Source organism: Rhodopseudomonas rhenobacensis, from assembly GCF_014203125.1.
GTDB lineage: Bacteria > Pseudomonadota > Alphaproteobacteria > Rhizobiales > Xanthobacteraceae > Rhodopseudomonas_A > Rhodopseudomonas_A rhenobacensis.
Window position 1 is genome coordinate 38176 of sequence record NZ_JACHIH010000017.1, and the last position, 22525, is coordinate 60700.

Sequence of the window (22525 nt, forward strand, 5' to 3'; positions counted from 1 at the left end):
CCACGATCTGAAGCTTGTTGACCAATGCCGCTGCGTCGTCGGCACTTACATCCTGGAGATCACAATGACCAAACGCTGGCCCGCAGAATTGGCCGTCAAGGCCCTCCAACAAGAGGGCGTTGATGTCATGTTTGGCATCCTGGGCGGACACATCCAATCGATCATCGACTATTCCTATCGCGCGGGCATCAAGATCATCATGACCCGTCACGAGCAGGCCGCCGTGCACGCGGCCGACGGCTACGCCAGACTGATGAAGAAGCCCGGCGTGTGCTTCGCCACCGGCGGTCCCGGCATGCTCAACATGATCACCGGCATTCATATGGCTTATGTTTCACGGACGCCGATGGTGTTTCTGTTCGGCGGGCATAAGGAACGGGAAAGCCATCGCGGCGCGGTTCAAGAGGCTTACGCCGCGGAGGTCTGTCGGAGCATTACCAAGTGGACCGTGCGGGTGACCGACCCGGCGATGGCCTCGCACTTCATTCGCAAGGCGTTCAAGGATGCTATGACGCCGCCTTACGGGCCGGTCGGCATCGAATTTCCGGTTGACACCTTCAATTTTGAACAGGTCGAGGCCTCCAGCCAGGTCGCCTATCTGCCGGGCCAATGGCTCCAAAGCCCGGCTGCCAGGGCGGCGACGGATCCGATATACGCGCAACGCGCCGTTGAGTTACTTCGCACGGCGAAGCGCCCGCTCATCATGGCTGGCGAGGGTGTGCATTGGGCGAGCGCGGCGCCGCAGCTCAAAGTTTTGGTCGAGCGGCTGCAGATCCCGTTCAATATTCGCCGTCTCGGGCGCGGCGCCATTCCCGAGGATCACCCGTTGTCGATCAGCGGCGGCGCGCGAAAGCAGGTCGTCGGCGAAGCCGATATTGTGTTGCTGCTGGGCCTCAATGTCGGATATCTCGAGAGCTTCGGCGAATGGAAGACCAACGCCCATTTCATTCAGTTGCAAAGCTGCGCCGAAGACGTGCTGACGACGGTGCCGACCAAGCTCGAAATCGTCGCCGATCCGGGCATGGTACTGGAGCAGATGCTCGCTGCCAGCGAGACCCAGGGAGCCGTCGACGCGGACCGCGACCCCTGGACCGCGCGAACCAAGGCGTTGCAGGATGAGTTCGTCCGGCGGATGGCGGAGGAGGCATTGAAAGTATCGCAGGACGCGCCGATCCATCCGCGGTGGCTGTCCAAAGTGGTGTCGGATGTCACCACGGCCAACACCACCCTGGTGTTCGATTCGTTCACGGCGTCGACCTTCCTCGGCGAGCACCTCCTCGCCAAGCAAGCCGCGCAGGTGCTCGACGCCGGGCTGTCCGCGGCGTTCGGACACGGCATCGGCATGGCAATCGGCGCCAAGCTGGCGCGACCGGACGATCGCGTCCTGGTGATGATGGGCGACGCCGGCGTCGGCCTCGGCGGCGGTGATATCGAAACCGCCGTCCGATACGACATTCCCGTTGTCTATTTGATCTACAACGACAGCGCGCTCGCGGCCGGGCTGGAACAGTATTGCTACGGCGAGAATTTTCGGGTGCTCGGGCCGGAGGCCTACAAGGGCTTCAGGCTGACTCAGGATGTCCGATATGACCTGATGTACGCGCCGTTGGGATGCTACGTCGAGCATGTGGAAGATCCAGCCGATATCGCCGCGGCGTTGGAGCGGGCATTCGCCTCCGGCAAGACCGCCGTCATCAATCTGATCAGCACCCGCCATTCACGACACCCGTTGTACGACACCGCGACGGCGCGCGAGATGTTCTGGCATCTGCCCGCCGACGAGGTCGAGGAGCCGGTGCGCAAACGACACCACGAGTTTCACTATCCGAGATTCCACGACGGCAAGAAAATCGGCGATTGATTGGCCTGCGTGCTTCCCTCCGGGAGCATGGGGTCGACCAGAATTGCGAAGACGCGCTTGGTCAAGCCAAAACGGCGGGCGAAGCGTAATCCATGCGAATGACAGGGAGGATCTGGGCTATGCGACTGGTGGATTTTTTCGATCGTGGTGTTTCGATAGACAAGGCGCGCATCTGCACCCTGGACCACGAGACAGGCCGCTCTCGCACCTTTGCCGAGGTCCAGCAGGCCTCGCACCAAATCGCAAACGGTCTGCTGGCCGCCGGCGTGATACCGGATAAAACGAAAGTCGCTGTCTGGAGTCCCAATTGCGGACGAGCGCTCGAAGCCGTGCTCGGCGTGGCGCGGGCCGGTGCAATCTGGGTCGCCGTCAACGCACGAAATTCCATCCAGGATATCGCGCATCATCTTGATAACACCGACGTTGAGATCCTGCTCTATCACGGCGATCTTGCAGCTCAATTGGAGACGCTGACGAGCGGTTGCCCCAAGCTGCGTCTATGTGTGCGGATCGACGTTGGCAGTACCGACGCTGTTTCGGTCGATGCCTGGACGTCGGCAGCCTTTCAAGCCGCGCCTGAAATTCGTGAGGATGCCAATGCGGCCGTGGTGATTTTTGGCTCGGGCGGGACGACCGGCCGACCGAAGGGCGTCGTGTTCTCGAACCGGACGTGGGAATGCATGACGATCAGCGTGAACGTGGCGATGCCTCCGAAGAGCGATCATCCCGTTCATCTTGTCATTTCGCCGATGACACACGCCGCTGGTGGTCTGGGGATGGCCCTGCTTGCGGTTGGGGCGACACAAATTTTCATGAAGGGATTCCGTGCTGCCGACGTCTTGGCGGCGATTGAAACCTACAAGGTGACCCATCTGTTTCTGCCTCCGACTGCAATCTATGGGCTGCTGTCCGATACAGCTGTCAGGCAGCACGATTATTCTTCGTTGGAGTATTTCTTCTATGCGGCTGCGCCCATGTCGGTCGATAAGGTGCGCGACGCGCTGAGTGTGTTCGGGCCGGTAATGGTTCAGGGTTACGGACAGATGGAAGCCGGGCCGCTTATTGGGGCTTTCTTCTCCGCCTCAGAGCACTGGGATGCACTCCATCACAACCCTCAAAGGCTTGCCAGTTGCGGGCGTCCGAACATCCTTACCAAGCTGCGGATTGTGGACGAGTCGGGCCAGCCGGTGCCAAGCGGCGAAAGAGGCGAGATCGTCATCGGCGGTGATTTTCGAATGCGCGAATATTACAACAATGAGGCCGCCACCAGGGAGACGGTGCGCGATGGCTGGGTCTATACGGGCGATATCGGCCAGATCGACGAAGATGGTTTCCTCTATATCGTCGATCGCAAGAGGGAGATGATCATTACCGGCGGCTTCAACGTTTACCCCGGGGAAGTCGAGCAGGTCATTTCCGCGCATAAGGCTGTTCAGGACTGTGCGGTGATTGGTGTGCCCGATGAAAAATGGGGTGAAGCTGTCAAGGCCGTGGTCCAGCTTAAGCCGGGGACGCAGGCCGACAGCGCCGAAATTATCGCATTTTGCAAAGAGCGAGCTGGGAGCGTCATGGCGCCGAAGAGCGTCGAGTTTTGGGCCGAACTCCCGAGAAGCGCGGTTGGAAAAGTCCTCAGACGTGTTGTCCGCGAGCAGTTTTGGAAGGGGCGAGAGCGGTCCATCGTTTGACGGCATCTAGGCCCGTAAGACCGCCTGGCACTTAAAATCAACCTTGCAAGTTCTAGCCGTGCGCACGCCGCTGGTCTTGCAAGGGTGCGGCCTTGGTATCCTTAAAGGAGAGCTCAAAGGTCATCTCGTCAAACGAGCGCGGACGTTCCAAGCACGCCGCGTCCGACCGCTTCCATGAGAGTACCATCACGGGGGAGCGGCGGTGCGCTCCCCCAAGCTGATCGACACAAACGCCAGCCAAACACAGGACGCGAGGCGCGCGGTCGGCCGACCGGCTATTTCGTCAGTAAATGGTCGCGTCGATGATCGCCGCCGGATCAAGGCGTGATCGCGTAGCCGCCGTTGACTGGGTAGACCTGGCCGGTGATCCAGCTTGCCGCGTCCGAGCCCAGGAAAAGGATCATGTTGGCCGCGTCGTCGGGTTCACCGAGCCTGCGGATCACATAGGACTTCAGCATCTTCGTGACCGCCTCCTCGCTTGTCAGATAGCCTGCGATTCCCGGCGTGCGGATGCTGGACAGCGCCACGCAATTCGCCGTGACCCCGCCGCGACCGACCGCCTTGGCGAGCGCACGCATGAAGCCGGCGGCGGCGGCCTTGGCGCCGGAATAGACCGCCAGATGCGGTTCGCCGACGCGGCCCGCGTCCGAAATCACGGTGACGATGCGGCCGTATTTGCGCTCCATCATTCCCGGGACCACCGCCTTGCAGGCATTGAGCACGCCGAAGAAATTGGTGCCGACCCACTTCTGCCAGTCCTCGGGGCCGGTCTCCCAAAACGGCTTGGTATCCGCCGGATCCGCGACAGGCCCGGCATTGCCGGCGTTGTTGACGAGGATGTCGATGCGACCGAATTCCGCGGTGGCGCGAGCGACCATGTCGGTCACGGCTGCGAGATCGGTGATGTCGGCTTGGACAGCGAGCGCTTTTCCGCCCATCGCCCGAATCTCCTCGGCCACCGCTTCGGCGCGATCGAGATGGAAATCATTGACCACGACGCCACCAGCGTTGGCGGCCGCAAAATGCAGGCAGGTCTGTCGCCCGACGCCCTGACCGCCGCCTGTGATGAGCGCGATCCGCCCCTTGAGATCGAGAATGTCCGTCATATTGCGTTTCGTCTCCGCTGCTGCATCCCCGGAACAATCCGCCCCGGCCGCCGGGGATTTTTGCGCGCAGGCGGTGACGTGCTCACCACTCTCCCGCGCCGGCCGGAACGCTTCGCGATGCGTTTCGTCATCGCTGTATTGACTTTAAAGTACTGATGTTTGAAAACGTCGTCAATCAAGCCGAGCGCCCGTCCGCGATCCCGACAGGAGCGCTCGGACGGGCGACATCCAATGACCGGTGCAGGGAGAGCTAAAATGTCAGATGACATCTACGTAATCGGCGTCAGCATGACGCGCTTCGGCAAATTCCTCGATCGGTCGGTGAAGAGTCTGGTCGCCGAAGCCGTGACCGGCGCGCTCGCCGATGCCGGAGCCGCACTCACGGATATTGGCGCGGCCTATTATGCCAACACGACCCAGGGCATCATCGACGGCCAACTGCTGGTTCGCGGTCAGGTGGCGCTGCGTCCGCTCGGCTTTGCAACCATCCCGATCGTCAATGTCGAGAATGCGTGTGCGAGCGGAACCACGGCGCTGCAGCAGGCGATGTTCGCCCTCAAGGCCGGCATGAGCGATGTCGCCATCGCGGTCGGCGTCGAGAAGATGTACGACGCCGACAAGGTCAAATCGAACAAGGTCTTCGAAGGCGGCTGGGATGTGGCCGAGGTCGACGATCTGATGGCCCGCCTGATGGGCATCGGCGACGGGGTGCAGGTCCCCGCGGACGCCGCCGCGGTGCCGAGCCCCTTCATGGAGCTATATGCATCGCTGACCAGAGGCCACATGAAGGCGTTCGGAACCACACAGCGCCAGATCGCCACCGTCTCGGCGAAGAACCATCATCACTCGACGATGAACCCGCTCTCGCAATATCAGAACGACATCACCGTCGACGAGGTGCTGCAGGCCCGCGGCATTCAGTGGCCGTTGACGCTGCCGATGTGCGCGCCGATCAGTGACGGCGCGTCGGCGGTGATCCTCTGCCGCAAGGAAGCGCTTTCCCGCTTCCCGGATGCCAGACCGATCCGTCTGCTATCCTGCGTGCTGACAAGCGGCAGCGACCGCGACTGGACTAACTTCGAGCGTCACATGTGCCGGATCGCGGCGAACCAGGCCTATCAGCAGGCCGGCGTCGGGCCGAACGACATGTCGGTGGCCGAAGTCCACGACGCCTCGGCCTTCGCCGAGATCATCCAGACGGAAAATCTCGGCTTCTGCGAGCTTGGCCAGGGCGGCTGGATCGCCGAACGCGGCGAGACCAGTCTGGGCGGACGGATCCCGGTCAATCCGTCGGGCGGGCTGGAATCGAAGGGCCATCCGATCGCGGCGACCGGCCTCGCACAGATTTACGAGCTGACCCAGCAGCTGCGTGGCACCGCCGGGCTTCGGCAGGTCGAGGGAGCGCGGTTCGGCATCGCCGAGAATGGCGGCGGCTTCCACGGCGTCGAGGAAGCCGCGGCCTGCGTGACGATCCTGGCGGCGTGACAAGGCAAGAGTCGGCGTGTGAACGCCCTGTCGGGGAAGAGGCTGATGGACGCATTGAAATCCGACCGGGTCGTCGACGGCGTGCAACGCATCGCCATGGCCAGGCCGCAGCTCATGAATGCGATGGATGGGGTGATGCGCCGCGAGTTCGAGGCGGCGGTGGCTGATGCCACGGCCGATCCCGAAGTGCGTGCGATCATCATCACCGGCGATGGCGCGCATTTCTCGGCGGGCGGCGATATCGCTTTCCTGCAGGGCATGAGCACGGCGCAGCTTCACGAATATCATCGCGCGGCGCTCGGGCTGGTGCGGGTCCTCGCGCTCTGTCCCAAGCCGACGATCGCCTCGGTCCGCGGCGCCTGCGCGGGCGGCGGGTTCGGCTTTGCGCTGTGCTGCGATTATCTGGTGGCGTCGCGGACGGCCGCGTTCAGCGCCCAGTTCCTGCGCATCGGCCTCGTCCCCGACATGGGCATCGGCTATTTTCTCACCCATCGCCTGGGCGCCCATCAGGCGCGCAAGCTGCTGCTCGACAACCGCGTGGTCAAGGCCGAGCAGGCTGCGGCGCTCGGCTTGTGCGACGCGCTGCACGCGGACGAGGCGCTCGACGGCGAAACGCTGCTCCTCGCGCAGCAACTCGCCGCGCTGCCGCCCCGCGCCGTCCGCCAGACCAAATGGCTGATGCGCCACGCCGAAGGCAGCCTCACGCACTTTCTCGACGCCGAGATGACGGCGGCTGCCGAATGCCTCGGCAGTGAGGAATTCACCGAGGGAACACGAGCTTTCTTCGAGAAGCGCGCGCCGCGGTTTCGCTGATCGCCGCGGCGCGACGCGCGAGCCGCTACCCCCCTGCCCGAGTGCTCCGCAGTTTGCGCTTTGGCGACGCTGCCGCTTTCTTCCGGGGTGCGGGCGTCTTCGCTCTCTTCTCGACCGATTTGACCGGACGGGCGACGGCGGGCGAGCTTCGATTGAGAAATCCCAGCGGCGCCTCCGGCGCCGGATAGGCCGGGATCGGCGGATAGGGCGCCAGCTTCTCCGGCCGTGTCGCCAGCGAGAGGGTCAACAGATCGAGCAGCTGGTCGGCGACCTGGTCGATGGTCAGCCGCCCGTCGGGAGAAAACCATGTCGATATGCCGTTGACCGCGCTCATGATGCCGAACACGGCGATCTTCGTGTCGCAACTCCGGATGCTTCCGTCAGCCGCGCTTTCTTCCAGCAGCGCCACGAGGTTCGCATCCATCGCATCCCGCCGTTTGATCACGGCTGATCGATCATCGGGGCGCAGCGCATTCACATCGAAGGTGATACCGCCGATACCGGCCTGTCCATACATCCAGATGATGTAGCACCGCAGCAGGAGCCGCAGCTTGTCGATCCCCCGCCCACCCGCTTCGCTGGCGACCTGCGCTGCGTACTCTCCGAGGTCGAGCGCGATGTTATGGCACTCGAACAGAATTTCCTGCTTGTCCTCGACGTAATTGTACAGCGTCCCTTTCGAGATCCCGAGCACCTTGGCCACCTCGTCCAGCGAGGTGTGGTGAAATCCCCGGCGCGACATGATCCGCGCCGCTTCGCGAATAACGGCGTAGCGCTTGTACCGCTGAATCTCCTCGATGGTCTGAAAGCCGTTCTCCCAGCGGGGCATGAGTGACCTACCGATTGTGCCGTATGATGATTTGTCTTGTGGATAAATCCAGAGCACTCCGCGGTCAATCGAATTGCCGGCCGCTCGTTGCAGTTCTCAGGGAGTTGAGCCGGGTCGGCATGGGCGATGGTCGAGCTGACCTGACTATAGGTCGTCCGGCCGACACATTTGCTGCAGCGGCGACATCCACAAAATATACTAAGCATCAAAATAATTGCCTTCCAAGTCAATCCAATTTAGCTTCCGACGCCAGCCTGTTCATGCACCTTCAGACAGAACGAGCCGCCTTGCCGTCCAGATCCCGCGAAGGTCGCTTGCGCCCGCCGAGCCGCGATCGTTTCGGCCGCGAAGCGGCAGGCCGCAGGCCCAAGCGCGCCTCTTAGCGCCGCGCCGAACCATCGCATCCTCACATTCCTCGCGAGAACCGAACAATGCCCACTGCCCCTCAATTCATCTCGATCGACCGCGAGGGTCCGCTGACGATCATCACCATTCGGCGCCCCGAGGCGCGCAATGCCCTGCACCGCGCGGCGCATGACGAAATGGCCGCCGCGCTCGACGCATTCGCCGCCGACGACAATCAATGGGTGGCGATCGTGACGGGCGACGGCGACAAGGCGTTCTGCGCCGGCCAGGATCTCAAGTCCGAACTGCCGACCAGTGCGGCAAGTCTGCCGCCGAGCGGTTGCGGCGGCATGACCTCTCGTTTTGATCTGGACAAGCCGGTGATCGCCGCGGTCAACGGCATCGCGTTGGGCGGCGGCTTCGAGCTCGCCCTCGCCTGCGATCTGATCGTCGCCTCGTCGCAAGCCTCGTTCGCGCTGCCCGAGCCGCGGGTCGGTCTGGCTGCGCTTGCCGGCGGCATCCAGCGGCTGTGCCAAGAGATCGGCATGAAGCGCGCGATGAGCATATTGCTGACCGGCCGTCGCCTGAGCGCGCACCAGGCGGCTGAACTTGGACTGGTCGCCGAGGTCGTCGAGGCGAACGTGCTGGACTGCGCCAAGCGATGGGCGGCGGAGATCATCAGCTGCGCGCCGCTGTCCGTCCGCGCGACCAAGCGCGTCGCGCGCGACGCTGCGGCGCGGCCGCTGTCGGAGACGGTTGCAACTATCTGGGATCGTCCGGAGATTGCCGGCCTGCTCGCATCGGCGGACGCCGCCGAGGGGCGCAGCGCGTTCGCGCAAAAGCGCCCCCCTCGCTGGCAGGCACGCTGATTTTCGCGGCCCTGTCGGATCGATCGCCGACGCAGCGGGCGAATTGGGCGCGCCGTTGAAGGCGTAATTAGCAGCGCAACCTGCTCCCGACCTCGACCGGCACATGACGACGGGCTGAACAACTATGACCTCCTTATTTGACCTCACCGGCAAGCGCGCACTCGTGACCGGCGCATCGAGCGGCTTGGGCCGGCACTTTGCCCTCACCTTCGCGAATGCGGGGGCCGAGATCCTGATCGCGGCACGTCGCCCGGTTTGTGAGTGGAGAAACCAAGATGAGCCAGCGGGCCGAGGCGATCGCGGAACGCGTCGAGGCGTTCGTCCGTGACGTGGTGATCCCCTATGAGAAGGATCCGCGGATCGCGGTTCATGGCCATGGCCCCGGCGAGGACCTGGTGGCGGAACTACGCGCCAAGGCCAAACGGCAATAAATTACCGTCGGGCGCGTCGCCCGGTATTGAAGGGACAGGGGTTTTGGTCCCCGCTCTGCATTCTGAGACGAAGCCCGCTTGCAATGCGCAGGTGTCAGAATGGCAGGCGGCATCCAACAGGCGCGCAGCTAACTCAACGGCCGAAGGCGCGACGGTCACCGGACATCAACCGCCCCGATCGCGCCGCCGCCGCAGAGCCGAGGCCTGCATCACCACGACGTAGAACACCGGCACGAACATCTTTTTCCTGCAGCGACTGCCCGGTCCATTCCACCATGAAGCCGGCCGGCAGCTTCGCGGCGAGCCGTTGCATCTCCGCCATGGCGTCGCCGCTGGAGACGCCCGCCGCGGCGTTGCCGGCGATCCGCGCCGTGGGATAGCCGTTGTAACGCACGAGTTGCAGCGGCTCCTCGCCCCATTGCGGCACCACCACCTCCGACAACGACACCATGCCGCCGGCTTCGTTGCGCAGCGAGAGCTTCAGAACGTCGGCGATCTGCATGCGGTTCGGCGCGTCCGCCTGCACGATCACCTGTTGCAGGCGCCCGGCGTTCGGAAAGTCGTTGACATAGCTCGATCCCATCGCCGCCGTCAGCGTATCGCCGATCATGGAGAACGGCACGCCGAGCGCCTCGGCCTTCGGACGGTCGATCTTCAGCTTGACGCTCGGCCCGTTCGGAAGACCCTCGGGATAGACGCCGCTGACCAGCCGGCTTTGCGCGGCAAGCTCGAGCAGTCTGGCCTGTGCGGCCATCAACGCGGCGTGGCCGCGCTTGCCGCGGTCTTCGAGGCGCAGCGCGAACCCGCTGCTGGTGCCCAGCGCCTCGATCGCCGGCGGCTTCATGCTCATCACCGTGCCCTCCGGGACTTTGGCCATCGCCGCGGTGGCGGCGCCGACCTCGTCGCCGACGGAGCTATTGCGTTCGCTCCAATCCTTCAGGCTGGTGAACGCCATCGCGGCGTTCGGCCCGGAGCCGGCGAGACCAAAGCCGATGATCGATATGTTGCCCGCGACGGCCGGCCGCGCGGCCACATAGGCATCGTATTGCTTGACGATCGCCAGGGTTCGCTCGGCCGTGGCATCGGCCGGCAGCGTGAAGCTGGTCATGAAGTTGCCCTGATCCTCCGCCGGCACGAACGACGACGGCAGCCGCATGTAGCAATAGCCGAGCGCCGCAACGATCACCGCATACAGCGCCATCATCCGCCCCGACCTGCGCAGCAACGCCGCGATCCAGCCGGCGTAGCCCGCGGTCATCCGGTTGAAACTCCGGTTGAACCAGCCGAACACGCCCTTCTTGTCGTGATGTCCGGCGCCGATCGGTCTGAGCAGCGTGGCGCAGAGCGCAGGCGTCAGCGTCAGCGCCAGGAACGCCGAAAACAGGATCGACACCGCCATCGACAGCGTGAACTGCCGATAGATCGCGCCGACCGAGCCGCTCGCCAGTCCCATCGGAATGAACACCGCCGACAGCACCAGGGTGATGCCGATGATCGCGCCGGTGATCTCCTTCATCGCCTTCTGGGTGGCTTGCTTGGGCGGCAGGCCTTCGGCCGCCATGATCCGTTCGACGTTCTCGACCACCACGATGGCGTCGTCGACGATGATGCCGATCGCCAGCACCATGCCGAACATCGTCAGCACGTTGATCGAATATCCGGCGATCCACATCACCGCGAAGGTGCCGAGCAGCGCGATCGGCGCAACGATGGCCGGGATCAGCGTGTAGCGGATGTTCTGCAGGAACAGCAGCATCACCAGAAACACCAGTGCCATCGCCTCGAGCAGAGTATGCGCGACCTTCTCGATCGAGATCTTCACGAACGGCGCCGTATCGAAACCGACGGCATAGCCGATGCCCTGCGGCATCGCGGCGGCGAGTTCGGCAAGCCGCGCGTGAACCGCGGCGGCGGTGCGCACCGCATTGGCGCCCGGCGCCAACTGGATGCTGGCGGCGGTGGCCGGCTTGCCGTCTTCGAGCGTCGCAAAGCCGAGGCTCTGCGCGCCCAACTCGACGCGGGCGACGTCGCCCAAAACCAGCCTGGAGCCGTCGGTTCCGGCGCGCAGCACGATCGCCCGAAACTCCTCCGGCGTCTGCAACTGCCCCTGCACGGTGAGCGGGATGCCGACCTTCTGGCCGGGCACCGTCGGCTCGGCGCCCACCCGGCCCGGTGCGATCTGGGCATTTTGCGTCTGGATCGCGGCGGTGATCTGCGCCAGCGACAGCGAGTAGGACAGCAATTTCGCCGGATCGACCCAGATCCGCATCGCCGTTTCAGTGCCGAAGCTCTGCACGCGGCCGACGCCCTCGACCCGCTTCAGCTCCTGCACGATGTTTCGCATCATGTAGTCGCCGAGTGCGAGTTCGTCGTAGGCGCCGTTGCGCGCGTTCAGCGTCACGATCATCAGGAAATCGGAGGCCGCCGATTCCACGGTGACGCCGACGCGCCGGACCGCCTCGGGCAGCCGCGGTTCGATCGCCTTCAGACGGTTCTGCACGTCGACCTGGGCGAGGTCGGAATCGGTGCCGGGCTTGAACGTCGCGGTGATGCTGGCCGTTCCGGAGCTGTCGACGGTCGACTCGAAATACAGGAGGTTCTTGACGCTCGACAGCTCCCTTTCGATCAGCGTGACGACGCTGTCGTTGATGGTCTGCGGCGTCGCCCCGGTATAGGTCGCGTAGATGCTCACGCTGGGCGGCGCAATGGTCGGAAACCGCGACACCGGAAGCTGCGCCATCGCGATCGCGCCCAGCAGCGCGATGAAGATCGCGATCACCCAGGCGAACACCGGCCGGTCGATGAAGAACTGAGACATGCCGTCGCCGCCCGGTTAGTTGGCCGCCGGCGCGGCGGTCGCGGCGAACGGCGCGGTCTCGACCACCGCGTCGTCTTTCGCGCGGTCCTGACCCTGCACCACCACGGTCTCGCCGGCTTGCAGCCCGGAGTTCACGATGTAGCGGCGGCCGACGATCTCGCCGAGACCGACCGTGCGCCGCGCCGCCCGCTTGCGATCGTCGACGATCAGCAGTTGCGGCGTTCCGGCCGGGTCGCGCACCACGGCCTCCTGCGGCACCAGCAACGCATCGCGCCTGACGCCGCGCGGCAGCCGGGCGCGGACGTACATGCCGGGAAGCAGCAGCCGATCCGGATTGGCGACTTCGATCCGCACGGTGACGTTGCCGGTCCCCGGATCGACGCTGATATCGGAGAACAGCGCGTGACCTTCGACCGCCTTGCCGCCGGCGGCGACGATCGTCACCGGCAGCGTCGAGGCGTCGTCAAGCGGCCCGGATCGGGCGGCCTCGCGGATCGCGTCGAGCTGCGACGCGGGCTGCCGCACGTCGACATAGACCCGGTCGATCTGCTGGATGATCGCCAGCGGCGCGGTCGACGCCACCGCGGCGAGCGCGCCTTCGCTGGCGAGCGCCTGCCCGGTTCGCCCCGAGATCGGCGCCCGCACCGTGCTGAACGCCAGATCGAGCTGCTTGCGCTTGAGCGTGGCGGCGGCCTCCGCCACATTGGCCTTGGCCTCGGCGACGCCGGCGACCGCGTCGTCATAGGCCTCGCGGCTGATCGCGCTGCTCGGCAACAATTGTTTGGCGCGGTCGAGCTTGCCTTGGGCGCGCACAAGACCGGCTTCGACCCGCTGAAGCACTGCGGCCGCGCTGCCGACCTCCGCGGTGAACACATCGGCGTTGATCTGAAACAGCGGCTGGCCGGCTTCGACTTCGGAGCCTTGATCGAACAGCCGCTTCTCGAGGATCCCGCCGACCTGCGGCCGGATCTCCGCGGTCCGGAACGCCGCCACCCGCCCCGGCAGGTCGTCGATGAGCGTCACCGTTTCGGGCTTGACCGACATCACCGTGACGAGCGCCGGCGGCGCAACCGCCGTCGCGCTGCCGTCGTCGGAGGACCGCTGGCCGCAGCCCGCCAGACCGAGCGCTGCGAGGACCGCGAGCAGGATGTTGGCGGCACGCAATTGATGGATCACCGCATCGTCTCTTCGACAAGGACCGGCGCACCGACGTGCCGCCGCGCATGATCTGAGCTGGTGCGCACCAGCATCGGTTTCGCGTTACTCATGGTCGAAACCGGACGCTTCCTCATCGTGCAGCATCGCGGCATAGATGCTGTCTTCCGAGCCAGGGATATCGATCGCATCGAGATGCTTGCGATAGAAGGCGACCGGCCCGACGCCGCCGATGATCGCATAGGCGTATTCGGCCTCTCGCATGCCGCGCAGCGTGGCGAACAACAGCGCCTCGCCGACGCCCTGCCCGCGCGCGGCCTTCGCCACGCCGGTCGGGCCGAAGAAGCCGCGCATCGAGCAGTCGGCGCAGGCAAAGCCCAGCAGCTCGTTGTTCTGCACGGCGATCCAGACCATCGCCGGCGAACGCGTGAAGGCGCGCGTCGCTTCGCTGACCCAGGGGCGGTCGAAATGCTGTTCGATCCAGGGCAGCACGACATGGGCCTCGGCCGCCATCGCGCGACGAACCCTGATGCCGTGGGCAGCGATCTTCTCCGCCGTGCGAATGTCGGGAAGATCATAGAGACGGACGAGGAGGTCACTCATGTAGTTAGCTCTCTTGTCACTTTGGAGGAAAGACGTTTTCGGGTCGTCGCTGCGCGCGCTATCCCGCGAGGTCGTGCTGGGGACCCGATGAGGCGCCCTATCGCGCGCTCCTGGTCCATATTTCGCTCCCGCACAGCGCGCCGACGCAGCCCCGCACTTCGAGACGTCCGGCATCGAGCAGCGCCACCGTGCTGTCGTAGCTCTTGCCGTCGTCGGCGTTGTAGACCCGGCCCGACCACGAGCTGGGCGTCGCAGGCAGCATGTCGAGGAACAGCTGCAGCCCCACGATGCGCCGCGTTCTGAGCGACGGATCCGGGTTCTTGTCGTCGGTCTGCGGCTTGCCGGTTGCGCCGTCGAGCGGCTGCTTCAGCCACACCACCTTGCCGCAGATCGCCGCGCCGCACCGCTTCACCAGCACCTTGGCGTCGCCGGCCTGGGTCAACCATGTGCCGAACGGATCGGTCTGCGGCCTGCCGCGCTCCGAAGTGACGTCGCGTGCGAACACCAGCGTCACCGCCAATACCAGCGGCAGCGCGTAAATGGCGGTCCGAACGGGGTCGATACGCATGCGAGAAGCTCCTTAAAAGGGCGCGGCCATCAGGGGCGGCGTCAGGTCCGCCGGCTTGCCGGGCGGCGCCGGTCATCTCCTCGTCGCCGAGGCGGATCGATCGCCGATGGAGAATGCATGGAGATTTGGTGGAGCGGGCCCATACTGGGTCGACGGCGCGCTTGGCGCCGTGCCATGAGACTCCATGACGCTTGGCCGTGGGTTGCGATGAACGCCCTCATTCTGATTGCCGAAGACGAACCGCAGATCTGCGAAATTCTCGACGCCTATCTGGTGCGGGAGGGCTTCCGCACGGTGCGCGCCGGCGACGGTCGGACCGCGCTCGACCTGCACCTGGCGCTGAAGCCGGACCTCATTCTGCTCGACGTCACCATGCCGCGGCTCGATGGTTGGGAGGTGCTGGCCGAGGTTCGCCGTCGCGGCGATACCGCGGTGATCATGATCACCGCGCTCGACCAGGACATCGACCGCCTGCAGGGACTGCGCATCGGCGCCGACGACTACGTCGTCAAGCCGTTCAATCCGGTCGAAGTGGTGGCGCGCAGCAAGGCGGTGTTGCGCCGGGTCGGCCAGTCGGGCGCCGGCCGCATGCTGCGGGTCGATCGCGTCGCCATCGATCTCGACAGCCACGTGGTAAGGATCGAGGGCAACGACGCCGCGCGGCCGCTGCCGCTCACCCTCACCGAATTCCGCCTGCTCGCTCACATGGCGCGAACCCCGACCAAGGCGTTCACCCGCAGCGAACTGGTCGATGCCTGCCTGCCCGGCAGCGACGCGCTCGAACGCACGGTGGACAGCCACATCAGCAATCTTCGCAAGAAACTCGAGGAGGCCGGCGCGCCCGGCATGCTGTCCGGAGTTCGCGGCATCGGCTATCGTTTGGCCGCGCTATGAAGCGCTATCGGCTGAGCGGGCAGATCATCCTGTCGATGAGCGTGGTGGCGACGATCGCGATGCTGATCGTGTTCGTCGGTTCGTTCATCTTCTACGGCATCTATCTCAGCTATTTTCCGCCGCCGCCCGGGCCGATCCCGCTGCTTCCGGAAGCGTCGGATCTGGTGATGATCGCGGTGTTCCTGCTGATCGGATTGGCGCTGGCCATCGTGGTCGCGCTTCGGCTGGCGAAACGAATCCTGGCTCCGCTGAATTCGCTGGCGGAAAGCGCGCGCAAGATCGCGGCGGGAGACCTCTCGGCCCGCGCCTCGCCCGGCGACCGCTCGCTCGGCGAAACCGCGCAGCTGGTCGACGATTTCAACGCGATGGCGCAGCGGCTGCAGGATATCGCGGAAGACATGACGGCCTGGAACGCGACGATCGCCCACGAGCTGCGAACGCCGCTCACCATCCTGAAGGGCCGCCTGCAAGGCATCGCCGACGGCGTCTTCACCGCCGATGCGGCGCTGATCTGCAATCTGCTGCTGCAGGTCGACGGGCTGTCGCGGCTGGTCGAAGACCTGCGCACGGTCACCCTGGCGGATGGCGGGCATCTCGATCTGCGGATCGAACAGGTCGCCCTCGCCGCCGAGGTTCGCAGCGTCGCCGAGCTCTTGGAGCCTTCGCTGGTGAAGGCCGGCTTTGCGCTCGACGTCACCCTGGTCGATGTGGCGGTTCGCGGCGACGCGGTTCGCATCCGTCAGGCGCTGCTCGCGCTGCTCGACAATGCGCAGCGTCATGCGCGGCCCGGCAGCATCGAACTCTCGACGCTGAAATCCGGCGACTTCGCGGTCATCCGGGTCGAGGACGACGGCCCCGGCCTGTCACCGACATTCGCCCGCCGCGCGTTCGAGCCGTTCGCGCGCAGCGAAGCGTCGCGCTCGCGGCGGCTCGGCGGATCGGGGCTCGGCCTGTCCGTGGTACGCGCCATCGCCGAAGCACACGGCGGCCGCGCCGCGTACCGTCGGTCTTCGCGCGGCGGCGCGGTGTTCGAAATCGAGCTGCCGCTGAGCGGCAACTGATCCTGGTCGGACGCGTCGCCTCACACTCCACCACAACGCAGGTAACGACTGATAGTCGCCGGCACCCTGCTGATCAGTAACAAATTACCTTCGCCCGATGGCCGGATATACAACTACCAGTTATTCTCCGGGGAAATTAATCTTGTTTTGACCAAGCTCTGCTCAACTTGCGGCGGCAGTGAAGCCTGCAATCGCCGAGGAGTTGAGCCTATGCAGAACGCGCGGGTCATCGTCATATTGGTCGCGCTGAGCGCCGGCGCCGCCGCGGCCTTTCTCGCCGCCGGCACCGATCGACCGCAACCGCAAGTGACCGTGCCGGCGGTCGCTCAGCTCAAGACCGTCGACGTGCTGGTGGCGAAGTCCGACATCGCGCTCGGCAGGATCGTCGCCACCACCGACGCGCAATGGCAGAGCTGGCCGGCCGACGCCGCGAGCGGCAATTTGATCCGGCGCGATCAGCAGCCGGATGCGGTCGACCGGGTGGTCGGCGCGATTGCGCGCTCGCCCTTCGTCGCCGGCGAACCGATCCGCGAAGCCAAGCTGGTGCGCCCGAACGGCTCCGGCTTCATGGCGGCGGTGCTGCCGGCCGGGATGCGGGCGATCTCCACCGAAATCTCGCCGGAGACCGGCGCCGGCGGCTTCATCCTGCCCAACGACCGCGTCGACGTCATCCTCTCCAAGCGCCATCGCGATCAGGAGAAAGACATCGTGAGTTCGGAAATCATCCTCAGCAACGTCAGGGTGCTGGCGATCGACCAGGCGCCGAAGGAGCGCGACGGCCAGAACGCGGTGATCGGCAAGACCGCGACGCTGGAGTTGAAGCCGGAGCAGGCCGAGGCGTTGGCGCGGGCGCGACAGGCCGGAACGCTGTCGCTGGCGCTGCGCAGCCTGGTCGACGTCAATCTGGTGGCGCAAGCCGGCGACGAGACCCAGATCACCGTCTACAAGGGCCAGGAGCGCGAGTTCTACAGCTGCACGCCGCTGTGCCAGCGCCGTTAGGGCGATGGATGGGACGCGGCGCTAGACGCCGTAGGGCTGCAGCTTGGCCAACAGCCGCTGGCCGAGCGCGACCGCGCAGTCCGGCTGATGCACGATGTCCTCGCCCTTGTGTTCCCACGACACCGAGGCGTGGCACAGCTTGCATTGATTGCGGGCGCCGCCGTCCTCCTCCGACACGGTTTCGATCGCCGTCTTGCTGAGAGCGAGAGCGATCTTGCGGACGTCTTCGGCGGCGAATGCGGTCATTGCAGGTTCCGGCAGTTTCAATTCGGTGGTGCAGACGGGAAATAGTGGAGCCGAGGCCGCTTGGTTGCAACAGTTTTCCGAACGGTCTCACGCCAAACGCGCGGCGCTCGCTGAAAACAATCGCCACGTGACGAAGTGGCCCTCAACGCACAGCGTCGCTGGCGTTCAAATCCCGCGACGCCAGCCGCGTCGCCAGATGATCATACAGCCCCTGCAACGCCGGGCCGCATCGCGCGCGGCATTCTGCCAGCGCATTGATGGCGCCGTCGCCGTCGCCGCGGTCGATCGCTTCCAATAGCGCGCGATGCGCGCGCGCCAATTGCTGGAACTCGGCGCTTTGCGCCATCGTCTCGTCGCCGGCGATCGCAAACAATTTGGTCGAGCGCGACTTGCCCTTCAGCCGAATCTCGCCGGCCTCCAGCAGCGCAATGCCGGGCGCCGCGCGGGCCAGTTCCTCGGACACCAAGAGATCGGTGCCGAAACTCTTGGTGGCGGATTCGATCCGTGCCGCGACGTTGACGACGTCGCCCATCGCCGAATAGTTGAAGCGCTTCTGCGAGCCCATATTGCCGACGCAGGCCAGCCCGGTATTGAGCCCGACGCCGATCCTGACCTTTGGGTCGGCAAAGCCCCGCGCGGCAAATCCGAACGCGTCGACGTCGTTCAGATTGTCGAGCGCCGAACGCATCTTCAGCGCGGCGCGGCAGGCCCGCGCGGCGTGATCCGGCAGATCGACCGGCGCGTTCCAGAACGCCATGATGGAATCGCCGATGTATTTGTCGATGGTGCCGAGCTCGTCCTGGATCGCATCCGACAGCGGCGCCAGCAGCGTGTTGATGAAGTCGACGAGCTCGGTCGCCGTCAATTCCTCGGAGATCGGCGTGAAGCCGCGCACGTCCATGAACATCACGGTGAGTTCGCGCTGTTCGCCGCCGAGCTTCATGGCGTCCGGCGCCTGCTCCAGCCGCGCCAAAAGCTCAGGCGCGAGATATTGCCCGAACGCCTGCCGCACGAAGGTCTTCTCGCGGTCGGCGGTGACGTGCAGCACGCGCTCCACCGCAATGTAGGTGGCGAGTGCCGCCAGCGACGGATACACCGGGTCGATCAGCAGTCGGAGATGCGAAAACGCCAGCCATGAGGCTGCCACCGCGCTGCCCAGCACGATGCCGCCGGCGATCAGCGAGAACCGCGCGCCGAACGCCAGCACCAGCGCGGTGACCAACAGCCCGAGCAGCAGCGTCAGCAATATTTCGAAGCCGTCGGCCCAGTCCGGCCGCGCCAGAAAATCCTGCGCGATGATCTGCTCGATCAGCTGCGCGTGGATCGCCACGCCCGGCACGGTTTCGCCGAGCGGCGTGGTGCGGGCGTCGACCAGACCCGACGCCGAGGTGCCGACCAGCACGATGGCGCCGTCGAGCCGTCCGCGAACCTCGGCTTCCTTCGCGGGATCGAGCACGTCCTTGACCGAAAGGTAGCGCGCGGCGCGATCGTGGTCGAAATAGATCCAGGCCTCGCCGTCATAGGTCAGCGGGATCTTGAACGCGCCGACCCGCATGTCGAGCAGCGCCGCCTCCCCGGTGTCGGCGTCGCCGCTGGCGCCGGTGCCGCGCACCACCAGCCCCTTCTGGCCCTGCGCCACCCGCAGCGCCTCGACCGCCAGCGTCGGATAGATCCGGCTGCCGTCGGACAACAGCATCGGCACCCGGCGGATCACCCCGGAGCGGTCGCGCGCGCTGAGATTGATCGCGCCCGAGCCCGCCGCTGCGGCGTCGAGCGCCGGCAGGTTCGGCACCGTGCCGCGAAACGCCGGCAGCACCCGCGTCGGCGTGACGCCGACGAACGCCAGCCCCGCCTTGACCGAAGGCCGGTTGTCATTGGCCTGGCGCGTCGCGGCAAAGCCGAGCACGCTCGGCGTCTTGCCGATCGCCTCGGCGAACATCTGGTCGTGATCCGGCAGGCTCTTCAACAACGCCACCGCCTGCTCGCGATCCGGCGCGTCCTGCGCGATCAGGTCGGCGGCGAGCCGCGCCGGCGTGGTGCGGTCGGGCTCGGCGAAGATCACGTCGAAGGCGACCACGCCGGCGCCGAGCTCGCCGAGCCTGCGGGTCAGCGCGGCGAGCCGGCTGCGCGGCCACGGCCATTGCCCGAACGCCGCGATCGAGGCCTCGTCGATGTCGACGATGCGCACCGGCAATTCCGCGTAAGCCCGCGGCTGCAGCCGCTGATAGGTGTCGAAGGTGCGCTCCTTCAACTCGCTGACCAGCCGCGGGTCGTAAGCGCGCAGCAGCGTCAGCGCGACGAGCGTCAATAGCGCCGCCGCGGTGGCGCGGCCGTTGCGGCTGCGGGCGAAGCGGCGCAGCCGCGCTCCTACCAGCGCCAGCCGCCGCAGTCGCATCGGCTGCGCGCGCATCACGCGACCGCCATCCGACAGGCGCTCCGCCGACGGAACCGACGCGCCAGGCTCGCCGTTAGCACAGCGGAGCAAATCAGCGGACGCGTGGTCGACGTGAGCAAGGCGACAATCCGATATGCGGCGGCCCGAGCCGCGCGGAGCGTCATGTTAGGAAACTGAACGGCGTCCCGCCATGGTTTTGACAGCGCCGAAGACGGCAACGACGCAAAGGACGCGCAGGATGGCTTCGACGAGACCCAGCTCGCGGAAGAGCGCCAAGGCGCTGGCCGGCCTCGCCGCCGCAGGCGTGCTGCTCGCCGGGGTCGGCGTCGCGATCGCCAGCCGCGGCGCCGGCGCGCCGCAAGCCCGGCTGCAGGAATTGGCCAATAACGCCGCGCTCGCCGGCGTTACCGCCTTGGCCGACAGCATCGGCAAGCCCGGCGAGCAGCGCATCGCGGCCTCGGTCGCGGCCGCCAAGACCTCGCTCGCCGACCAACCGGCGACGCTGCACCGCGTCGCCGCTTCGGCCGAACAGCTCACGATGTCGGTGGTGCTGATCGATCCGGGCAAGCGCAGCGAAGTCAAAGCCACCGCGCGCTATGTGGCGCCGAGCCAGGGCCGCAGCGCGCAGCAGGCCGCCGGGTTGCCGGCCGCCGCGGCCTCGCCGCGCGGCCTGTAGCGCTAGCGGGTGCGTGCCGCGAACACCCCGCTGCCGAGATAGTTGGTGCCGCCGATCACCACGGTGCCGCCCATCTCGCCCACCGGGTTTTTCGGGCCACGGAAGAAACTCCCGAGCAGGCCCATGCTGCGGTCGCCGACGTCGCCGCGCAGCGCGCCGACGAAGTTGCGCGGATCGCTCTGCAGCGCGATCACCCCGGTGTAGTTGGTGCGGTCGAGATTGCTGACGCTGACGCTGCCGGTGCGGTTGCCGAAGTCGACGGTGTTGGAGAAATTGCCGGCGACCAGACGCTGATCTCCGACTACTTGGCGGAACAACGTCACGTCCTGAACATTGGCGATGACGTGACCGGTATAGGTTGCCCGACCGGTGGTCGGCACGTCGTTAATGCCCGGCGAGCGACCGGCCACCCAGGATCCGGTCAACCGTTCCGGACTCCCGACGTAGTTATCCGGCGTATGCACCTCCCAGATCCCCCACTTCGTATACTCGCATTCGCAGATCGTAAGATTCGGAGTGCCGACACTGGTCGCAAACGCGCGTGCTTGGCTGGTGCTCACCGTCGTTACGGTGCCAACGTAAGGTACCCCATTGGAGGTCTTCCCCCGCGGCGACGTGGCTGTGAAATTGTTATAGTCTTGATAGACGCTATCGGCCGGCATCGCAGGATCGATTGAGCCGAACTGAAGATGACCTTCCTCAAAGAACAGAAAGTCGGCTTGCATCCGCCCAGCGGTTCCATCGAGCTTAACAGTCGCAATCCCATTGCCAACAAACGGCATGGTCCCGTAGTCGAACTCGACCCGATCGATACCGCCGATCCATCCGGTCAGCGTAATGCTTGGCCGCATGTCCTTCGCCACGTTTTGCACCACCCCGCTCTGCGTCGAGGTCTGGATGGTCTGCGCCAGGCTGGTGGTGGTAGTCGATCCGGCGAGCAGCGGCGCGACATGGGTCACCACCGGCGTCGGCGTCAGCGATCCGGCGACCGCGCCGCCATTGCGGCCGGTGGCGCGGCTTTCCGCGCGCGCCACATTGGCCGGCGACGCGGTGCCCTTCGGTGCGCCGCCGGATTGGCCGCCGGCGCTCTGGAAGCTCTGGATCATCCGCGCGACGAAGCCCTCCGGCGGCGGCCCGGGCGGGCTCGGCGGCGCGCCGCCGCCCGACAAGGCGGTGAACTCGCCGGCGCCGAGCGTGACGCTGCCGCCGCGCGACGTCACCGTCGAGGAGCCGTAGCCGGCATAGACGTTGGCGGTCGAGATCAGCGCCACGCCGCCGCGGATGCCGATCACCGCGTCGGCGGTCTTGATCTCGGCGTCGCCGGAATGGCTGATCTGGCCGCCGACGAAGCGCAGCGCGCCCTTGCCGAGCGTGGCGGCGAGTTTGCCGGTGCCGGCGTTCGGATTGTAGACGTATTCGTCGATGGTGAGATCGCTGTTCGGCCCGATGGTCATCGAGGTCTTGTCGATGAACAACAGCTGCACCGAGCCTTCCGCCGCGGTCTTGATGCGCTCCTTGTGCGAGATCGACGCGCCGATGGTGATGGTGCGCAAATTGGCGGTGGCGGCGGGATTGACCGCCGAGGCCTTGCCGACCTCCTGCGCGGTGGCGGCGCCGCCGATCAGCGCCAGCAGTGCGGCGGCACCCGCGATCCGACCCGTTGTGCTCATCATCATCGCCCGCCCC

At 65.8% G+C, this 22525-nt stretch carries 21 protein-coding genes; 12 read left to right on the forward strand and 9 right to left on the reverse strand.

Translation table 11 applies throughout. The annotated features are described in order from the left end of the window. Positions 1-64: 64 nt before the first annotated feature. Both HNR60_RS14010 and HNR60_RS14015 read left to right on the forward strand, forming a co-directional pair. Positions 65-1861, forward strand: a complete 1797-nt coding sequence (locus HNR60_RS14010; RefSeq protein ID WP_184258462.1) for a thiamine pyrophosphate-binding protein — start codon at positions 65-67, stop codon at positions 1859-1861. 119 nt (positions 1862-1980) lie between these two features. Beyond that, complete coding sequence (locus HNR60_RS14015; RefSeq protein ID WP_184258464.1) at positions 1981-3546, forward strand: class I adenylate-forming enzyme family protein; 1566 nt, start codon at positions 1981-1983, stop codon at positions 3544-3546. A 317-nt stretch (positions 3547-3863) separates the two neighbouring features. Here the strand turns inward: HNR60_RS14015 and HNR60_RS14020 are convergent, their stop codons facing one another. Further along, the gene (locus tag HNR60_RS14020) at positions 3864-4574 is read right to left on the reverse strand and encodes an SDR family NAD(P)-dependent oxidoreductase (RefSeq protein WP_246432951.1); all 711 of its coding nucleotides are present in this window, start codon (positions 4572-4574) and stop codon (positions 3864-3866) included. Between HNR60_RS14020 and HNR60_RS24165 the strand changes: the two genes are divergently transcribed. The 3 genes from HNR60_RS24165 (at position 4458) to HNR60_RS14030 (ending at position 6950) form a co-directional block, all read left to right on the forward strand. After that, positions 4458-4808 (forward strand): hypothetical protein, encoded by a 351-nt coding sequence (locus tag HNR60_RS24165; RefSeq protein WP_246432955.1) that lies wholly within the window; start codon positions 4458-4460, stop codon positions 4806-4808. The genes HNR60_RS14020 and HNR60_RS24165 overlap by 117 nt on opposite strands. A gap of 99 nt (positions 4809-4907) precedes the next feature. Next, on the forward strand, positions 4908-6137 hold the full coding sequence (locus tag HNR60_RS14025; protein WP_184258468.1) for a thiolase family protein: 1230 nt from the start codon (positions 4908-4910) through the stop codon (positions 6135-6137). A 45-nt stretch (positions 6138-6182) separates the two neighbouring features. Beyond that, positions 6183-6950, forward strand: a complete 768-nt coding sequence (locus HNR60_RS14030) for an enoyl-CoA hydratase/isomerase family protein (protein ID WP_184258470.1) — start codon at positions 6183-6185, stop codon at positions 6948-6950. Positions 6951-6975: 25 nt separating this feature from the next. On the opposite strand, the gene HNR60_RS14035 is transcribed toward HNR60_RS14030, so the two are convergent. Continuing rightward, entirely contained in the window at positions 6976-7779 is an 804-nt protein-coding gene (locus HNR60_RS14035) for a TetR/AcrR family transcriptional regulator (RefSeq protein WP_184258472.1), read from the reverse strand. A 431-nt stretch (positions 7780-8210) separates the two neighbouring features. On the opposite strand from HNR60_RS14035, the gene HNR60_RS14040 reads away from it, so the two are divergent. The 3 genes from HNR60_RS14040 to HNR60_RS14050 all read left to right on the forward strand — a co-directional run bounded on the left by HNR60_RS14040 (position 8211) and on the right by HNR60_RS14050 (position 9424). Then, positions 8211-8993, forward strand: a complete 783-nt coding sequence (locus HNR60_RS14040; protein ID WP_184258474.1) for an enoyl-CoA hydratase-related protein — start codon at positions 8211-8213, stop codon at positions 8991-8993. Positions 8994-9117: 124 nt separating this feature from the next. Then, positions 9118-9321, forward strand: a complete 204-nt coding sequence (locus HNR60_RS24480) for an SDR family NAD(P)-dependent oxidoreductase (RefSeq protein ID WP_184258476.1) — start codon at positions 9118-9120, stop codon at positions 9319-9321. After that, the gene (locus HNR60_RS14050; protein ID WP_184258478.1) at positions 9269-9424 is read left to right on the forward strand and encodes a hypothetical protein; all 156 of its coding nucleotides are present in this window, start codon (positions 9269-9271) and stop codon (positions 9422-9424) included. Before HNR60_RS24480 ends, HNR60_RS14050 begins: the two co-directional genes overlap by 53 nt. 133 nt (positions 9425-9557) lie before the next feature. On the opposite strand, the gene HNR60_RS14055 is transcribed toward HNR60_RS14050, so the two are convergent. From HNR60_RS14055 to HNR60_RS14070, 4 genes are all read right to left on the reverse strand, one after another. Further along, on the reverse strand, positions 9558-12242 hold the full coding sequence (locus HNR60_RS14055; RefSeq protein ID WP_283810646.1) for an efflux RND transporter permease subunit: 2685 nt from the start codon (positions 12240-12242) through the stop codon (positions 9558-9560). Between the two features lie 15 nt (positions 12243-12257). Then, a complete protein-coding gene (locus HNR60_RS14060; RefSeq protein WP_184258480.1) occupies positions 12258-13418 on the reverse strand; it encodes an efflux RND transporter periplasmic adaptor subunit in 1161 nt (386 codons plus the stop codon). A gap of 84 nt (positions 13419-13502) precedes the next feature. After that, positions 13503-14000 (reverse strand): GNAT family N-acetyltransferase, encoded by a 498-nt coding sequence (locus tag HNR60_RS14065; protein WP_184258482.1) that lies wholly within the window; start codon positions 13998-14000, stop codon positions 13503-13505. A gap of 97 nt (positions 14001-14097) precedes the next feature. Beyond that, on the reverse strand, positions 14098-14568 hold the full coding sequence (locus tag HNR60_RS14070; RefSeq protein ID WP_184258484.1) for a DUF2147 domain-containing protein: 471 nt from the start codon (positions 14566-14568) through the stop codon (positions 14098-14100). Between the two features lie 207 nt (positions 14569-14775). Here HNR60_RS14070 and HNR60_RS14075 point away from each other — a divergent pair, with 207 nt between their 5' ends. The 3 genes from HNR60_RS14075 (at position 14776) to cpaB (ending at position 17522) form a co-directional block, all read left to right on the forward strand. After that, positions 14776-15462 carry a response regulator gene (locus tag HNR60_RS14075; RefSeq protein WP_184258486.1) on the forward strand — a complete coding sequence of 229 codons (687 nt, stop codon included), beginning with the start codon at positions 14776-14778 and terminating at the stop codon, positions 15460-15462. Then, positions 15459-16523, forward strand: coding sequence for an ATP-binding protein (locus tag HNR60_RS14080; protein ID WP_184258488.1), 1065 nt, complete (start codon positions 15459-15461; stop codon positions 16521-16523). The genes HNR60_RS14075 and HNR60_RS14080 overlap by 4 nt, the downstream gene beginning before the upstream one ends. Positions 16524-16733: 210 nt before the next feature. Next, positions 16734-17522: a Flp pilus assembly protein CpaB gene (gene cpaB / locus HNR60_RS14085; protein WP_184258490.1), complete on the forward strand. Its 789-nt coding sequence runs from the start codon at positions 16734-16736 to the stop codon at positions 17520-17522. 21 nt (positions 17523-17543) lie between these two features. Here the strand turns inward: cpaB and HNR60_RS14090 are convergent, their stop codons facing one another. Then, positions 17544-17768: a DUF3222 family protein gene (locus HNR60_RS14090; protein ID WP_184258492.1), complete on the reverse strand. Its 225-nt coding sequence runs from the start codon at positions 17766-17768 to the stop codon at positions 17544-17546. A gap of 142 nt (positions 17769-17910) precedes the next feature. Beyond that, positions 17911-20178, reverse strand: a complete 2268-nt coding sequence (locus HNR60_RS14095) for a CHASE2 domain-containing protein (protein ID WP_184258577.1) — start codon at positions 20176-20178, stop codon at positions 17911-17913. Between the two features lie 223 nt (positions 20179-20401). Here HNR60_RS14095 and HNR60_RS14100 point away from each other — a divergent pair, with 223 nt between their 5' ends. Next, positions 20402-20839: a hypothetical protein gene (locus HNR60_RS14100; RefSeq protein ID WP_184258494.1), complete on the forward strand. Its 438-nt coding sequence runs from the start codon at positions 20402-20404 to the stop codon at positions 20837-20839. Positions 20840-20841: 2 nt separating this feature from the next. On the opposite strand, the gene HNR60_RS14105 is transcribed toward HNR60_RS14100, so the two are convergent. Further along, positions 20842-22515 carry a FecR family protein gene (locus tag HNR60_RS14105; RefSeq protein WP_347339344.1) on the reverse strand — a complete coding sequence of 558 codons (1674 nt, stop codon included), beginning with the start codon at positions 22513-22515 and terminating at the stop codon, positions 20842-20844. Positions 22516-22525: the final 10 nt, after the last annotated feature.

Excerpts from the sequence above, each read along its gene's own strand:
- HNR60_RS14010 (WP_184258462.1), top strand. The coding sequence starts at position 65 with ATGACCAAACGCTGGCCCGCAGAATTGGCCGTCAAGGCCCTCCAACAA.
- HNR60_RS14015 (WP_184258464.1), top strand. The coding sequence starts at position 1,981 with ATGCGACTGGTGGATTTTTTCGATCGTGGTGTTTCGATAGACAAGGCG.
- HNR60_RS14025 (WP_184258468.1), top strand. The coding sequence starts at position 4,908 with ATGTCAGATGACATCTACGTAATCGGCGTCAGCATGACGCGCTTCGGC.
- HNR60_RS14030 (WP_184258470.1), top strand. The coding sequence starts at position 6,183 with ATGGACGCATTGAAATCCGACCGGGTCGTCGACGGCGTGCAACGCATC.
- HNR60_RS14035 (WP_184258472.1), bottom strand. The coding sequence starts at position 7,779 with ATGCCCCGCTGGGAGAACGGCTTTCAGACCATCGAGGAGATTCAGCGG.
- HNR60_RS14040 (WP_184258474.1), top strand. The coding sequence starts at position 8,211 with ATGCCCACTGCCCCTCAATTCATCTCGATCGACCGCGAGGGTCCGCTG.
- HNR60_RS24480 (WP_184258476.1), top strand. The coding sequence starts at position 9,118 with ATGACCTCCTTATTTGACCTCACCGGCAAGCGCGCACTCGTGACCGGC.
- HNR60_RS14050 (WP_184258478.1), top strand. The coding sequence starts at position 9,269 with ATGAGCCAGCGGGCCGAGGCGATCGCGGAACGCGTCGAGGCGTTCGTC.
- HNR60_RS14055 (WP_283810646.1), bottom strand. The coding sequence starts at position 12,242 with ATGTCTCAGTTCTTCATCGACCGGCCGGTGTTCGCCTGGGTGATCGCG.
- HNR60_RS14065 (WP_184258482.1), bottom strand. The coding sequence starts at position 14,000 with ATGAGTGACCTCCTCGTCCGTCTCTATGATCTTCCCGACATTCGCACG.
- HNR60_RS14070 (WP_184258484.1), bottom strand. The coding sequence starts at position 14,568 with ATGCGTATCGACCCCGTTCGGACCGCCATTTACGCGCTGCCGCTGGTA.
- HNR60_RS14075 (WP_184258486.1), top strand. The coding sequence starts at position 14,776 with ATGAACGCCCTCATTCTGATTGCCGAAGACGAACCGCAGATCTGCGAA.
- HNR60_RS14080 (WP_184258488.1), top strand. The coding sequence starts at position 15,459 with ATGAAGCGCTATCGGCTGAGCGGGCAGATCATCCTGTCGATGAGCGTG.
- cpaB (WP_184258490.1), top strand. The coding sequence starts at position 16,734 with ATGCAGAACGCGCGGGTCATCGTCATATTGGTCGCGCTGAGCGCCGGC.
- HNR60_RS14090 (WP_184258492.1), bottom strand. The coding sequence starts at position 17,768 with ATGACCGCATTCGCCGCCGAAGACGTCCGCAAGATCGCTCTCGCTCTC.
- HNR60_RS14095 (WP_184258577.1), bottom strand. The coding sequence starts at position 20,178 with ATGCGCGCGCAGCCGATGCGACTGCGGCGGCTGGCGCTGGTAGGAGCG.
- HNR60_RS14100 (WP_184258494.1), top strand. The coding sequence starts at position 20,402 with ATGGCTTCGACGAGACCCAGCTCGCGGAAGAGCGCCAAGGCGCTGGCC.
- HNR60_RS14105 (WP_347339344.1), bottom strand. The coding sequence starts at position 22,515 with ATGATGATGAGCACAACGGGTCGGATCGCGGGTGCCGCCGCACTGCTG.